Source organism: Actinospica durhamensis (genome assembly GCF_018139695.1).
GTDB classification, from domain to species: Bacteria; Actinomycetota; Actinomycetes; order Streptomycetales; family Catenulisporaceae; genus Actinospica; species Actinospica durhamensis.
Genome location: NZ_JAGSOG010000233.1, coordinates 1 through 14,148 on the forward strand (window position 1 = coordinate 1; position 14,148 = coordinate 14,148).

Genomic DNA, 14,148 nt, shown 5'->3' on the forward strand with positions numbered 1-14,148 from the left:
GCCCCGGCCTGTGCCGCAGCATCCGCATCCGCATCCGCCGCCGGCCCCGTCACCGTCCCTTGCGTCGTTCCCGTCGTTCCCCGCTCCTTCGTCCCCTGCTCCTTCATCCCCTGTTCCGCGACCCCGGTGATGACCGCCACCGCCTCGTCCAGGAACGTCTCCGGCACGTCAGGGAACTCCGTGCGGATCGCGCGTGCCATCGCCGCCGCCCGGCTGCGGTCGAGCGAGAGCAGCGAGGTGAGCGGTAGGAACAGGGCCAGGCGCAGGCAGGCGAGCGCGTAGCGGTCCACCGCAGGTCCGGCCGTTCCGAGCGGCGCCTGGAACGCGCGGGAGGCGAGGGTCTGTCCGCGGGCGTTCTCGGTGAACGCCGCGACCTCGAAGTCGATCAGGGTGATCGTGTCGTCCGGGCGCACCATGATGTTGAACAGGTGCAGGTCGTTGAACACCACTCCACTGGCGTGCAGCGCGGCCACGGCCTGCTCGACCTTCTCCTGGATCCCGAGCGCCCACGCGGTGTACGCGCGGACCGCGGCGGGGTCCGGGTCGCTGCCGACGAGCGGGAACCGTTCGCTGAAGAGCTTGTTGAGGGTGCGTCCGGGGACGTGTTCGAGCACGAGGAAGCGGTGTTCGCCGAGGGTGAAGGCGCCGATCACCTCGGGTCCGGCGCCGCAGCCGGCGGCCCGTTCCAGCGCCGCGTGCTCGGCCTCGAGCCGGGCCACCGCGTCGCGGCCGTCGGCCAGCAGCCCGGCGTGCGGGCGGGCCTCCTTGAGTACCACCGCCCGGCCCGTGCGCGTGTCGGTGCCCTGATAGACCCCGCCGCCGTTGGAGAAGTGCAGCGCCCGCTCCACCTGGTAGGGCAGCCCGGCGAGGCTGATCTCGCCGCGGGCGCGCAGGTGCGGGGCGAGGAACTGGGGCAGCGGCGCCCACTGCGGCGGGGCGAACACCGGCCCGCGCACGTCCGGCACCAGGTGCCCGTCCGGGTGGGCGATCGCCGGGACCGACTCGCCGTCCGGGGTCAGCACCCGCCGCGGAGTGAAGGAGCCGTAGCGCACGTACACCGGTCCCGCCCCGACCCGCAGGTCGCTCAGGACGTACGGGCCCTGCGTCCCGTCGAGGGCGCGGGAGAGCAGCTCGACGGCGTGCTCGAGTTCGGCCTCGTCGCGCGGGTAGACGGTGGCGAACTTGCCGGAGGCGCCGCGTTCGGCGTACTTGGAGTTGCGCAGGAACAGCAGGCCGCGCGAGCGCAGGAACTTGAACGGCAGCCGTGCCGCCGTGCACTGGTCCCACACGACGTCCAGCACCCGTTCCGCGTCCACGGGCGTGGCCGAGACGTGGATCTTCCAGCCCTGCTCCGGCAGTCCGTGCCCGTCCGGAAGCAGGTGCCACCAGTCCCCGGTCGGCCCCGCGCTCCAGCCCGAAGGCGCCGTGCGGCGCGTCTGCGGGAACGAGGGCGCGAGGTCCTCGCGCAGTGCGGGGTGGTCGTAGAAGTACGGGTCGGCCAGGCAATACGCCTCATACCGTCGATCCATCCCTCGTCCTCCCCTAGAAGACCCGCGCTGGCGGCGTCCGGCGGTAGGCCGGGCCGGCCGTGTCCGTCCGTCCCGCTGCGCCGAAGTTATCCCAGCCACGGCGGCGCACGGGCAAGACAGCGCACACCCGCCCAGTGCGCCCCTCGCAGCGCCCCGGCCGTCCCCCAGGAGTGACGAACCCCCGCACGGCGCAGAACGGCGAACCCGTCGTCAGCGCGGTGGCCAGCACGGCTGTAGTACCACACCTACCGCCCGTCGTTCGCACGCATGTGCCAGCGTTCGCCCCGCATCCGGACCACCCCTGGGCGCATCCCCCACAGCGCACCGTGCGCCCGGGCGCCAAGGAACCGACACCGCGTCAGCTCGCTGAACGCCCCTGACAGCACCCAAAAGTCGACAATACGCAGCAGCACCCACCGATCCGCGACGCCCGCGAACTCCGCCCGAAGGGGTTCGCCGCGAGGCCCCGATATCGCGCAGGTTCCTGAGTGCCCGGGCGCCCGAGCGCCCGAGCGGCGGTTCCCTGAGCTCCTGAACGATCCGACACCCAGCCGTCCCCATGCGCGGCTCCCATGTCACGACGGGACCGCAAAGCTTCGCAAGCAACGACAGCCCTCCAACACTCCGCCGAACCACCCCACGCCCGGGCGTCGCTTCGCCCATCCCGGCGCCCGCATCCCTCCATTAACCAAATACCGGTAACGATAATTCGTTAATGGCGATCCCGGGTCTAATCCGCGCACCTCTCGACCGACTCAACATAATCCCGGTTATGTTGTGCGCGCCTCCGAGGGAGCCATCTTGCGATCCAGGGCTGCGAATCTGCTGTCCCGTCTCACTTGAACTGCGCCAGTCTCACTTGAACTGCACCGATTCGAAGATCAATCTCACTTGAGTTGCGCTGCCGGCCCGCGCGTCTCACTCGACCTGCTACACCCAGACGATTTCCGGCGCCACCAGCGCACCGCTGCCTGACTGCAACTGCTCCACCACGGCCATATCAGGTCTGGCCTGCGCATTCAATGCCCGGCGCAGCCGCGTGGACCAGCTTGCGAGAGCGCGCCCGAGAGCACCGGCCCGGGCGGGCGCCGCCGGCGACTCCGCGTCAGAACCCGCCTGAGCCAACCCCGAAGCCCGCCCCGTACACCGCGCACACCCGGATCCTGAGTTCGTATACTGCCTCCATATACGAACCCAGAGTTTCGAGGAGGCCCCCCGTGGACGAAGACCGCGCCGACGCACCGAGCGGCCCGAGCGCGGCCGGGCCGGGACGCCTCTCGAGGCTGACCCACCCGGCGCCGGTCACGGCCGAGCTCGACCTGCCGCCGGAGACCGCGGCGCGTATCGCCGCGGCGGTCCCGGCCAACACCCGCCGCAACTGGGAATCGCGCTGGCGCGCCTTCGCCCTGTGGTGCCTGCTGACCGAGCGCAATCCGCTCCCGGCCAGCCCCGAGACCCTCGCCGCCTACCTCGATGCCCGTACCAGCGTGCTTCCGGTGCCCGCGCACCTGCGCCGCGCAGTCGGGCGCACCTCCTACGAGCCGCTGACCCCCTCCAGCCTGGCCTCACACCTCGGATCCCTGCGCGCAGCACACCGGATGGCCGGGTACGTCAGCCCCGACCCCTACCTCGCCAACCTGGTGATCAAGGCGCGCGCCTCCCAGTTGGCCGCCGACCCGGACGCCGAGGTCGGCATCCGCCAGGCCACCCCGCTCCGCGGCCGCCACCTCGCCGCCATCCTCGACCGCATCGACACCGCCAACCCGGCGGGCCTGCGCGACCGGGCCCTACTTCTGCTGCTGTACAAAACCGGGCGTCGCGGCAAGGAGGTCGCCGGATTGAACCTCGCGGACGTGCGCGACGCGGAAAGCCCCGACCCGGACGCACCGCCGCTCGGACTGCGGGTGACCTTCCGCACCTCGAAAACCAACCCGCACGGGCTGCGCCGCGACGACACCGTGAAAGTCAGGCGCACCGGCGGCACCTACTGCCCATACGCTGCGGTGCGCGCCTGGCGCCTGCACCTGGCCGGCCGGGGCTATACGAGCGGACCGCTCTTCCCTCGCCTCGACCGGCACGGCAACCTCGGCGCGGCCGCGGCCGGACGCGGCGCGAACGACGGGCGGATCACCCCGAAGACGGTGCACGCGATCGTGCGCGCCCGCGCCGCCGCCGCGGGACTGGTGCCCGAGTCCGGCTACCGCGAGGGCAGCGACGGGCTGCCGGTCCTCGTGCGGATCACCGCGCACTCCACCCGCCGCGGCTTCGTCACCGACGCCTTCACCCGCCCCGACGCCGACCCGGAGAAGATCGGCCGACACGCCGGATTCGCCCCCGGATCCCGCACCCTCTACCGCTACCGCGAAATCGAACTCGGCTGGGACGACGATCCGACGGGCGACCTGCTGCCATCGTGAACCTGCGGGTGCGGACTGGTGCTTCGCGATGGGCGACTCGAATTCCCTATGACGCTCCGAACCAGGGCATCAGCTGGTCAATCCCAGGTTGATCAGCCGGAATCCGAGCGCGGCGATGCTGACCTCGAACCGGTCCGCCAGAACCTTGATCGTCAGATCGACGTCACGACGGATCTCCTCGGGCAGGCGGTCGAGTTCGGCGCGGATCATCGGCTCGGGCATGAGCAGGGCCGCCGCGAACGCGTTGGCCTCGATCTCCTCGCGATCGGTGGCCATGCTCGAGGTGCGGTCCCGGAAGTTGACGCGGACCGGCGCGTCGAGGATCAGTTCGCGCCCGGGATGCAGGACGTGATGACCAAGCTCGTGGGCGATGGTGAAGCGCTGCCGGACCCGGTGGTGCACTTCGTTCACGCCGATCACTTCCCGCTCGCCGCGGAAGAGCATGCCCGAGACGTCGGCGTCCTCGAACCTCCTGCGCACCACCACGATGCCCAACAGCCGCGCGAGGTCGTCGACGGCTACGGGCAGCCTCTCCACCGGGTGCTCGTTCAACAGTTCGGTCGCGGCGATTTCAGCGCGCCTAGCCACGGGGGCCCTCGCCCGCATCGGCCAGGATGCCTTCCACGAAGGACCTATGCTCCTCCGAGAGTCCCTCGAGCACGTCCGGTTCGGTCGCGGCCTGCTCGAGCAGCTGTATCGGCAGGATATCCAGCGCCGTCGCGAACTCCACCAACGTGTGCGCGAGGATGCGCTGCGTGCCCTTCTCCACGTTGCTGATGCTGCTGCGGTTCAGACCGACGCGTTGCCCCAGTTGCTCCTGGCTCAGCCCAGCGGCCAGCCGCGCCCGGCGGATGCGGTTTCCGAGCTGCACGTAGAAGCTGTCCATGGCGGTCATCCTGCCGTAAAGATCGCCGCATTTCCAGCCTCACCAACGAGTTGGTGAGGCTGGAATCATTATGTTTGCCAAAACTGGAAAGATCGGCGTAGCCTCAAGGGCTAGATCGGGGTCTGACGCATATCGCTGCGGAAAACAACGCTAAGGATCCGCGCTCCTGGTGAGACGTAGAGACGGCCCATGATTGTGAGCGCTCGTGGATTCCGACATCGTGTCGGTTCACCCGGCGGAGCCTGCTTCAGCCCTGCGAACGCGTGTCCGTTAGGGGATCGCTCAACGAGACGGCCGCGACCGCCCGTGCGCGGGCGGTCGACCTGCCGGAACATCGTCTCAATTGAGTAGTCCGTGAAAGTGTCCGGTGACGGGAGGCTAAACGGTACCCTTCCCGGGTGGGAGAACTCATCGGCTACGCCAGGTGCTCGACCGTCCTGCAAGATCTCACCGCCCAGCGCGAGATTCTCGCCTCCCTCGGAGTGAGCGAAGAGCGGATCTACCTCGACAGGGGCCTGACCGGAACCAACCGCGCCCGCCCCGGCCTGGACCAGGCCCTCGCAGCCGTCCGCTCGGGCGACACCCTGGTCGTCCCGAAGCTCGACCGCCTCGCCCGCTCCGTCCCCGACGCCCGCGACATCGGCGACACCCTCGTCCAGCGCGGCGTGCGCCTCTCGCTCGGTGGCAGCATCTACGACCCCGCCGACCCGATGTCGAAGATGTTCTTCAACATGCTCGCCGTATTCGCCGAGTTCGAAGCAGACCTGCTGAAGATGCGCACCCGCGAGGGCATGGCTGTTGCTCGCGCCAAGGGCAAACTCAAGGGCAAGAAACCGAAACTGACCGCTCGACAGCAGAGCGAGCTCATTCGGATGCGCGGCAGCGGCGAGTACTCCATCGCGGACCTGATGGAGATGTTCTCCGTCGGGCGCGCCACCGTCTACCGGGTCCTCGACCGCGCCGCCCACCCCCGGACGGCGTGAGCCGGGCGCGCCGTCGCGCCGCGCAGCGTGACCGCGACATAGCCGCCCTCCTATCGGCCAAGGCGTTCGTCGAGATCCGGTACCTCGCGGGGCAGGCTCGGCGCAATCCAGAGGAGCACTCCGCGGAGGAGGCCCTGGACCGCATCAGGTTCCTGGCGAACCTCTGCCACAACCTGCCGGGAGCCTCCCGCCCACGTCGCCATCGGCCGTCGCGCAAGGGCGCTCCGCCCAGTATCCGTGAGCAGGCGCTGACCGATCGGCCGATGAGCTGGACATGGAACACCGCCGGCCCGGAGGGGCAAGCGTGGATACTGCGCGAGATCGAGGAGGAAGGGTGGACCTGGACGGCCCCGCCGCCGATTCCGGCCAACCTCAAGGGCCCGCGCCCGATGACCCTGCAGCAGCGAGCCGATGTCCTGCTGGCACGCCGGCCGGGCGCGAGCCACTGCCAGCGGAAGCCCATGTGCTCAAGGCGTTGGACGTCGATACCATCTGCGCCCTCTATGAAGAGGCTGGACGCCTCCGACTGGGTCTCGGCACGGGCGGACCGTGGCTGCGAGCTCACCTGGCGCCCGACGGTATCCACTACCTGGTTCCCGATCCGGCGAGCTACTACTGGCCGGGCAACGCGAACGGCCGCGGCGGCACGATCCGCTGGTGGCAGTGCACCGCACTGCTTCGGATGCGCGACGACGAGCAGGTCAGAAGTATGATCGCCGTACTGCCGGAGACCTTCACCGCGCTTCCCTCAACCCTCGCCCGACGTGAGCAGGTGCGACTCGTCAACCTCGCCCGCAATATCAACCGCGACACCACCCTGTGGGGCCGAGACCATGAAATCGAATGCGGCCCAGACCAGTGCGGCTACATACCCGAACCCCACTACACCGACGAAGGACTCAGGAACCCCGAAGCGTCCTCGACCGCGGAGACCGCAGATGAATGAGCACGAGGACGCGTGGGACAGCACCCTCACTCAGCTGGCCGAGCGAAGCGAGCTACATGGCGCGTGGCTCAACGGACTCGCCTACAACCCGGCCGCGCCCGGCCCGGTGCTGCAGCGAATCCTCACGGCCAACGAGCGCCTCGACCACTCCGGCTTCTGGCTCGAGATCCGCGAACTGACGGCGGAGGCCGGCGCAGTGCTGGTGCGGCACCCCAACCGCAAGATCCGATTCCAGCTAACCCAGAACCCGAGCCTCAGCCTGGACGCACTGGCAGTGCTCGGCAAGGACCCCGATCGAGTGGTCAAGATGCTGGCGCTGGAATCCATCCAGCTACGCGACCCCGAACTCCACCGTGCACTCGCGCCCGAACTCCACGGTCCCACCACAACCGGCGACGCAGCACCGTCGTCACAGCCGACGCGCACTCCGCTGACCGAGACCGAGGCCTTGGCACTGGTTACCAGCCCCGACCGGCTCGTCAGAGCCCACGCCGCCTGGGACGAGCGAGTCCCGCAGGACGTCGCCCTCACACTCGCCGACGACCCCGAGCCCCAGGTACGGCTCTACCTGTCCATGCGCGAAGACCTCTCGGAGGAGCAGCGCAGCGCCATCCCCTATGTCGTCCCCTACGGCTACCACCAGGTCCCGGGCTGGCTCACTGGCTTGATGAAGAACCCGCAGGCCATCGCCGAATACGCACGCTCCTCCCACGTCCTGATCCGCAGAAGCGTCGCGATGGCCAAGCACCTCCCGCCCGAGGCCGTCGCACTGCTGGCCGAGGACGAGGACTTCTTCGTGAAACTGACCCTGGCGGACCGATGCCTCGACGCCCCACACGAACTGATCATCGAGATGTTCAGCTACTGGCATGGTCTCAGGTGGAGCGCACTGCGCTACCGGCCCAACTTCGTCCGCAACGGCATGGCCGCGGACTTCGCCGTGCACTCCAACGCCCGGCTTCGCTGGGCGGCGCTCGACGATCCTGAAGCCTCCCCTGAACTCGTTGAGGCCCTCTCACACGACCCGAGCGGCACCGTCTACCCCTGGGCCATCAGCGATCCCCGGCTTCCAACAGCCCGTCTCCAAGAGGCGCTTGGAGACGGGCGTACGGCACTATCAGCAGCCCGCAACTCTCGACTTCCGGACACCGTTATGCACCAGCTCCTGGACTACGCGGGCGTTGGACCCTGCCCACCCGACCCTGACGATCGAAGCAGGGCCGCATGAGCGAGCACTCTGTGACCGTCGTCCGGCTGGACCGCATCGACGAGGCCGCCGCGGCGTTCGCCCTCGATGTGGCCCGGCGCTGGATGCTCGATCGCGCGATCATCACGGTCAACACCAAGACCGATGAGCTATGGCACCCGTCCGTTTGGGTGCCGGGCGCCGAATTCGCAGATGCGGTCGAGCCTGGCCCCTGGCTCAGCGGCTTCTTGACAACAGCGAACAACGGCGTCGACTTCACCGCCGCGTGTGACGCCTTCCACCCCGCCGGCAACGACGAACCGCCCGCCTGTCGTCAATGCTCGACTCCTGCCGAGGGAGCGTACGAGGAGGCCTACGGCGATTGGGCAACCCGCTGGTTCGAGCATCGGATCGAGCCCGTCTTCACCTGCCGCGCCTGCGGCTGGTCGGGCCCGGCAGGCGACTGGATCGGCGAGTTCAGCCTTCTAATCGGCGCGCCAGCCATCACCTTCAACAACTGGCCGAACCTTCGCGCAGACGTCACGAATGCACTGCGCGACCTCCTCGGAGGTCGTACCGGCGTGGTGCGCTGCCACCTCTGACGATCTGCTTCCCGTCCGATCGAGGGCACGCAGTCGCAGCTCAGCGAGCTTGATCATCCCCGTTTGGTTCTGGTGCCCGATCCGTTAACGTACCCAAGAGGCGGTGTACCTGCGCGTTGGCTTCACCCGCGCCGGTGAACGGACATGGATGTCGATGCGCTGATACAGGGCCGCCTGGTCTTCCCGCAGCTGCAACTGCGGGAAGACCGGGGGCGGCGAACCTATGCCTGTGCGGAGTCGGGTAGCCCGGGGGTGATCCGTACGTTGAGGTAGTTGAGCCCGAACCCGGTCGGCATGTCGTCGCCCATGGCGCGGAAGATGGCGGTGAGTGCCAGTTCGTAGCTGACGCCCACGGGGGTCAGCAGTTCGACGGGCCTTTCGCTTTCGGCGGTCGAGACATTCGAGGGGAGTAGCCACGCGTCCCAGGTGCCGTCATCCAGGCGGTGCAGCGCGGCGAAGAAGGCCTCGCCACCGCGAAACCAGCACAGGTCCACCTCGGCGTTTTTCTGGACGGTCAGCTCCGGGTCAGCCCGCTCATCCTCGGGGCAGAGCGTCCATTCGGTATTCGGCCGGTTTTCCTCAGCCAGCTCGATGAGCGCCGCCAGACTGGTGCCGTCAATGCCACCGCCCAGGAAGGTCGCATCGCTGTAAGTACCCGCGACCTGGCCACACTCCGTCAGTCCCAGACCGCGAATGATTTGACGTTCGTACGTCATGGGCAGCCTGGACTCTGGCTGCGCCCACAGCTCGGGGGTCGGCGTGAACGGCGGGTACGGGGTCGGGTCCGGCTGCTCCCCGGCGTAGTGCCTGGTGAACTCCGTCGGCATCGTTGCGCCCATGGCCCGGAACACAACAGCAAGCGCCATCTCGTAGCTGACGCCATTGCGAGTTAACCGAACGCCCGCTGCCTCTCCGTCAGTGGCCTGAGGGCGCAACCACGCGTCCCACGCGTTGTAGTCGAGCCGGCGCAGCACCGCGAAGGTATGCCCGTTTGCCTGCAGGCGCGCCTCAGCGGGCGTGAACGCCGGTTGCTCGGTCGTCTCGGCCGTGACAGATGTCTCCCACGCGCAGTGCGGCCGGTGCTCGTCGGCCAACCGCATCAGCGTGGCCAGGCTGTCGCCGTCCCTGATCATGCCGACTGTCTCTGCGTCGTCGCTGAAGACGCCGCCGGTGTTGCCGGCGCACTGCAGCGCCACTCCGGAGGTGAACCACTCGGCATGGCGGACCAGGAATCGAGCGTATGGTCCAGCGGGCGCCGCCTCGGGTGTCTGCCTCGGCGCTGAGGGCCGGACGAACATTTCGTGAAACCGGTTCTGGACGGTAGGTGCTGGACCTGCAGCGTCGGCCCCGAATAGGTTCACCATGCGCTCGTACCGTTCCAGGACGGCAGGACCTGGGTCGGTGGTCCCGAGTAGTTCCGCCAGGACCCACTCGGGCAGCATCCGGGCCGGGCCTGGGTGCTTCTCGGCCGTCAAGGCCCATTCGCGGACCGAGGACGGGATTTCGCGGCCGAGGTCCAAGGCGATGTCGGTGGCCGGGTCCAGCGGCGGGACTTCTCGGTCGCCGCGGGTGAAAGCCCAGCGGAATCCTTCGCTGCCGTCATCGCCGCGCTGCGACTCGTGTACGCGGCGCATGTACTGCGGTCGCAGTGCTACGCCAAAGAATGCAGTGCCCTGCTTGTCGGCCGCCGGATCCACGACGTTCTCGCCGTCGAGGCACCAGGCCCAGGCCAGAGGGTGGCTGAAGGCTCCGGCTCTCACGTCCGCCGGGTAGCCGGCGTAGCCTTCCGCGTAGAGCAGGTCCGAGTCCATGGCCAGCCGGCATGCCTCCCGGCCAGCCGAATCAGAAGACATCATTCCCCAGCGAAGGTCACCATGAGTGCCGGACGTGAACAGGCGGCCGAACCGCATGACCGGTTCCCAGCGCCGCCAGCCGCTCCACGTCAAGCACCGCGCTGCCACCGCCGCCACGGCCCTCGCCTCATCTTCAATCATGAGGCAAGAACGTACAGCTCAGCTCCGACAAGCCACACCAGGTGCGGGACGGCGAGCCACCGGATGTGATGTGGCCGACCGAGATCTACCCCAATGGCGACTACTGCATCTGGCTGGCCGGGGACTTCCGGAACGGCACGTTCGGTCATCCCTGGGAGCCGAGCCTGTGCGTCTTCGGCGAGGAGCTACTCGCCGCTGTTGCCGAGATCGGCGATGAGGCGCTGGGGCAGATCCTGCGGCGGAACGGTTGTCCGATCCGCGTCGCCGATGCGGACCCGGAGCCCTGATCGCGGCTGCAGCACGGGCCCTGGCCGCCGCCGGATGACGGCGGCCAGGCACCGAGGCCTATTCGCCCTGATCGCCGCCGAGCGGTCGCAGCGCGCGCAGTTGCCCGTCGGCGTGGGTGCGCACGATCGGGTAGCGACCGTGGAAGTTGACGTGCTCGAAGATCAGTGGGGAGAGGCGGGCGCGAATCTCTTCGGACAGGCCCCAGCCTTGGGCCTCGAGCTGTTCGACCGCGGCGTTGATGTACAGCGAGTTCCAGTAGACAACGGCGTTGAGTGCGAGGCCGAGTGCGCCGAGCTGGTCTTCCATGCCGTCGCGGTAGCCCGCGCGAAGCTCGCCGAGCCGGCCGAAGAAGATCCGGCGGGCGAGGTTGTGGCGTGCCTCGCCGATGTTCAGCTGCACCCCGATCATGCGGCGATACGCCTCATCATCAACATATTGCAACAGATGGAGGGTCTTGAAGATCCGCCCGTAGTGCGCGAAGGCCTCACCGAGGCCGGTGGTGCGCCCATCGGTGCTCATCATCCGCAGCAGGTCGTGGGCCCGGACCCGCCCGGTCTGCAGGGAGCCGGCGACCCGGAGCATGTCCTCCCAGTGCGCGGTGATCTTCTCGTCCTGGATGCGCTGGCGTGAGACCTCTTCGAGCGGCCCGTAGTGCTCGTTCATCGCGAACCTCCACAGCCGGGCGTCGGAGATGTCCGCGATCCGCGGGGAGAACTGGTAGCCGAGGATCGCGAACAGGCCGAACACCAGGTCGCTATACGAGGCCGTATCGGTGATCACGACCTCTGGGCGGGCGCCGCCGTCGAGGTTCAAGATGGCGTCGAGGATGCCGAGCGAGTCGCGCAGGGTCCCGGGCATCACGATCCCGCCCAGGCCCATCACTCGGTCCGAGACCACGTTGAGCCAGGTCGCCCCACGTCCGTTGCCGAAGTACTTGCGGTTCGGGCGGGCGTGGAGGTTGCGCACCGGTACGGTGAAGCGCATCCCGTCCGCCGACGCCACCAGCCCGCCGCCCCAGTTCTCGCGCGCGATCGGGATCTCGCCCTGAGCTTCGACCAGCAGCGCGGAGGCGGCGCGTATGCCGGGGAGGTTGAAATACCCGTAGTCGGCCCCCACCAGTCGGCCCCGGGTCAGCGCGGGCTCGCCCGGCTTGACCACCGGTTCCAGCCCGATGTTCGTGGACTTGGACACCAGCAGCCCGGTCAGGGATATCTCCAGGTTCTCCGGGCGCGCGGCCATCCGGCTGATGTGCTCGAACGCGCCGAACATGCCGGTGTGGGCGTCGACTTCCAGCAGCAGCTCGGGGAAGTCGATTCTCGGCACCATCGCGTCGACCGCGTCGCGCACCGCGGACATCCCGGCAGGCTGCACCTCCGCCTCCAACCGCCCAAGGCGCAGCTTCCCATCGCGCACCTCTGCCGCGGCATTGCCCGGCAGCGAATCGGCCACGTGCCGGTAGGTCTCCGACAACAGCAGCCGCAACTCCCCGAGGTGCTCTTCCGCGGTGGTCGGCAGATCCAGGCCGGCGGCGATCCTGGGGCGGGCCTCGACCCATTCGGCCCCGGCCAGCAGTCGCGCACGCGGATCGCCCCACTCGTCCGCGCCCATCGCGAACACATCGCGCCGCTTGAGCGCTGTGTGCAGCGCGTCGAGCACGCAGAACGTCCACGCGCTCTTGTCGATCAGCCCGGCCGGCGCCAGCTCTGGGTTGCCCAGCACCAGCCGCCGCCACGTGCCGTCGGACAGCAACCGCTCGTCGATGTGCGCGGGAGCGGGCTTGCGCCGCGCGACCACCGTCGGCAGCGCCTCCAACGCGGCGATCACCGGGGCGCCGGCCTCGGTCGCACCCCACGGCACCACGTCCCCAAGCAGCGCGATGAACGGGCGGACAGTCCCGTAGCGCTCCACCAGCTGTGTACGCCACGCAGCATCCGCATCCCCATCGGGCGCGGGCGGGAGAACCTCCGCCAGATCCGCCAGAGCCTCGATCAACTCCTCGCGGGTCACCACCGCCTCGATCAGCACCCACGCCTCGGCCACGCTCACCGGGCCGGCCGAGCCCTTGGCATCCGCCGGCGTCTCCAACAGCACCTCGACCGCGGAGCCCACCTTCGCCGCGGCCTTGCGCAGCTTCGGCCAGGTCCGCAGCTTCTCCTTCACATCCGCCCGCTGCGCCCGCGCCAAAAGCTTTGTGGCCATCAGCACGTCGAACAGCGTCAACGCGTCATCGACCGAGGACGACTCCAGATGTCGAACCGCGGCCAGCAACGTCGCGGTGCGCCGCGGCTCGGTCAACTGCTGCAGCTGAAACGCCTTGGTCGCCAGCCCGAACCTCGCCAGCTCGGCGAGCTTGACCTCCGGTACCCGCCACAGATCCACACCCCGGCAATTCGTCTCCCGCACCTCCTGCGCCCGAACCAGCGCCAGGCGCTGGGCACGCCCGGAGACATCCCGCACCGGGCTGCGCCACCGCTCCAGCGTCGAGACCCGCGCCCCCTCCGGCACCGGCAGCAGCCCGATCAGTGTCCTGCGCAGTTCCGGGGAAACCTCGGCATCGATCACCGAGTTGATCAACGCGAGCTCACCCGTGCGCACCTCCGGCACCAACCGCGCCAGCCTCGTGATCCCCGGCAACAGCACCCGGTGCTTGATCAGCCACACCACCGCCCGGTCGAACAAAGCTCGCGGACCCTCACCCGAGACCCACACCCGCCCGGCGACGAACGCCCGCAACTCCAACTCCGCCGCGTTGAACTCGCGAATACCGAGCAGGTCGCGGATCTCGCGGGCGTGGTCCCACTGCGTCTGCTCCCGGTCCGGATACTGCTTCAGGCTCGCCGCCTCCACCCCGCCCACCTGCTCCGCCACGAACGCGGCAACCACCTCAGGGACCTGCGCGGGTACGGTCAGGAACGTGCCGAGCATCCGCACCGTGCCCCACTGCACCGCGAACCCCAGCCGGTTGTACCCGCGCCGCTTGGTCCGCGCGAACTCCAGAGCGGCCTCATCCAGCCGGAAGAACTCCTCCAGCTCCTGCGGACTCGGGTCCTCGGCGAACCGGCCGTAGCGGGCCACCTGCTCCTCAGAAAGATTCTCAACTGACATGCCGCCAGAAGCTAGCCCTGGCCACGGGCATGATCAACAGTCAGATCCTTAGCGTTGTTTTCCGCAGCGATATGCGTCAGACCCCGGGAGCTTGTCGTAGCGGGTCGCGATGCCGCGCCACTGCTTGATCCGGTTGTTGCATCGTTCGATCAGGTTGCGGCGCTTGTACAGTTCGGCGTCGAATGCGGGGGGCCGCCCGCCTTTCGGGCCCT

At 68.8% G+C, this 14,148-nt stretch carries 11 protein-coding genes and 1 pseudogene; 6 read left to right on the top strand and 6 right to left on the bottom strand.

Annotation, left to right across the window (positions count from 1 at the left end; translation table 11 throughout):
* The coding region (gene lanKC, locus KDL01_RS31345; RefSeq protein WP_212532277.1) for a class III lanthionine synthetase LanKC at positions 1 to 1,529 on the bottom strand (1,529 nt) is incomplete at its 3' end.
* 1,217 nt (positions 1,530 to 2,746) lie between these two features.
* Between lanKC and KDL01_RS31350 the strand changes: the two genes are divergently transcribed.
* On the top strand, positions 2,747 to 3,946 hold the full coding sequence (locus KDL01_RS31350) for a hypothetical protein (RefSeq protein WP_212532278.1): 1,200 nt from the start codon (positions 2,747 to 2,749) through the stop codon (positions 3,944 to 3,946).
* 69 nt (positions 3,947 to 4,015) lie between these two features.
* Here the strand turns inward: KDL01_RS31350 and KDL01_RS31355 are convergent, their stop codons facing one another.
* Together KDL01_RS31355 and KDL01_RS31360 are read right to left on the bottom strand one after the other, a co-directional pair.
* Positions 4,016 to 4,483: an ImmA/IrrE family metallo-endopeptidase gene (locus KDL01_RS31355; protein ID WP_212532279.1), complete on the bottom strand. Its 468-nt coding sequence runs from the start codon at positions 4,481 to 4,483 to the stop codon at positions 4,016 to 4,018.
* Positions 4,484 to 4,526: 43 nt separating this feature from the next.
* Positions 4,527 to 4,832, bottom strand: a complete 306-nt coding sequence (locus KDL01_RS31360; protein ID WP_212532280.1) for a helix-turn-helix domain-containing protein — start codon at positions 4,830 to 4,832, stop codon at positions 4,527 to 4,529.
* 398 nt (positions 4,833 to 5,230) lie between these two features.
* Here KDL01_RS31360 and KDL01_RS45555 point away from each other — a divergent pair, with 398 nt between their 5' ends.
* The 4 genes from KDL01_RS45555 to KDL01_RS31380 all read left to right on the top strand — a co-directional run bounded on the left by KDL01_RS45555 (position 5,231) and on the right by KDL01_RS31380 (position 8,549).
* A complete protein-coding gene (locus KDL01_RS45555) occupies positions 5,231 to 5,815 on the top strand; it encodes a recombinase family protein (RefSeq protein ID WP_212532281.1) in 585 nt (194 codons plus the stop codon).
* A 334-nt stretch (positions 5,816 to 6,149) separates the two neighbouring features.
* On the top strand, positions 6,150 to 6,761 hold the full coding sequence (locus KDL01_RS31370) for a hypothetical protein (RefSeq protein ID WP_212532282.1): 612 nt from the start codon (positions 6,150 to 6,152) through the stop codon (positions 6,759 to 6,761).
* A complete protein-coding gene (locus KDL01_RS31375) occupies positions 6,754 to 7,989 on the top strand; it encodes a hypothetical protein (protein WP_212532283.1) in 1,236 nt (411 codons plus the stop codon). The genes KDL01_RS31370 and KDL01_RS31375 overlap by 8 nt, the downstream gene beginning before the upstream one ends.
* Positions 7,986 to 8,549, top strand: coding sequence for a hypothetical protein (locus KDL01_RS31380; RefSeq protein WP_212532284.1), 564 nt, complete (start codon positions 7,986 to 7,988; stop codon positions 8,547 to 8,549). The genes KDL01_RS31375 and KDL01_RS31380 overlap by 4 nt, the downstream gene beginning before the upstream one ends.
* Before the next feature lie 221 nt (positions 8,550 to 8,770).
* Here KDL01_RS31380 and KDL01_RS31385 read toward each other — a convergent pair whose 3' ends face one another.
* The gene (locus KDL01_RS31385; protein ID WP_212532285.1) at positions 8,771 to 10,543 is read right to left on the bottom strand and encodes a hypothetical protein; all 1,773 of its coding nucleotides are present in this window, start codon (positions 10,541 to 10,543) and stop codon (positions 8,771 to 8,773) included.
* 41 nt (positions 10,544 to 10,584) lie between these two features.
* Here KDL01_RS31385 and KDL01_RS31390 point away from each other — a divergent pair, with 41 nt between their 5' ends.
* Complete coding sequence (locus KDL01_RS31390) at positions 10,585 to 10,830, top strand: DUF2716 domain-containing protein (protein WP_212532286.1); 246 nt, start codon at positions 10,585 to 10,587, stop codon at positions 10,828 to 10,830.
* Positions 10,831 to 10,888: 58 nt separating this feature from the next.
* Here the strand turns inward: KDL01_RS31390 and KDL01_RS31395 are convergent, their stop codons facing one another.
* Both KDL01_RS31395 and KDL01_RS46130 read right to left on the bottom strand, forming a co-directional pair.
* The gene (locus tag KDL01_RS31395) at positions 10,889 to 13,936 is read right to left on the bottom strand and encodes a Tn3 family transposase (protein WP_212532287.1); all 3,048 of its coding nucleotides are present in this window, start codon (positions 13,934 to 13,936) and stop codon (positions 10,889 to 10,891) included.
* Positions 13,937 to 13,984: 48 nt separating this feature from the next.
* Positions 13,985 to 14,148 (bottom strand): annotated as a pseudogene (locus KDL01_RS46130) (IS5/IS1182 family transposase); the annotation flags it as partial.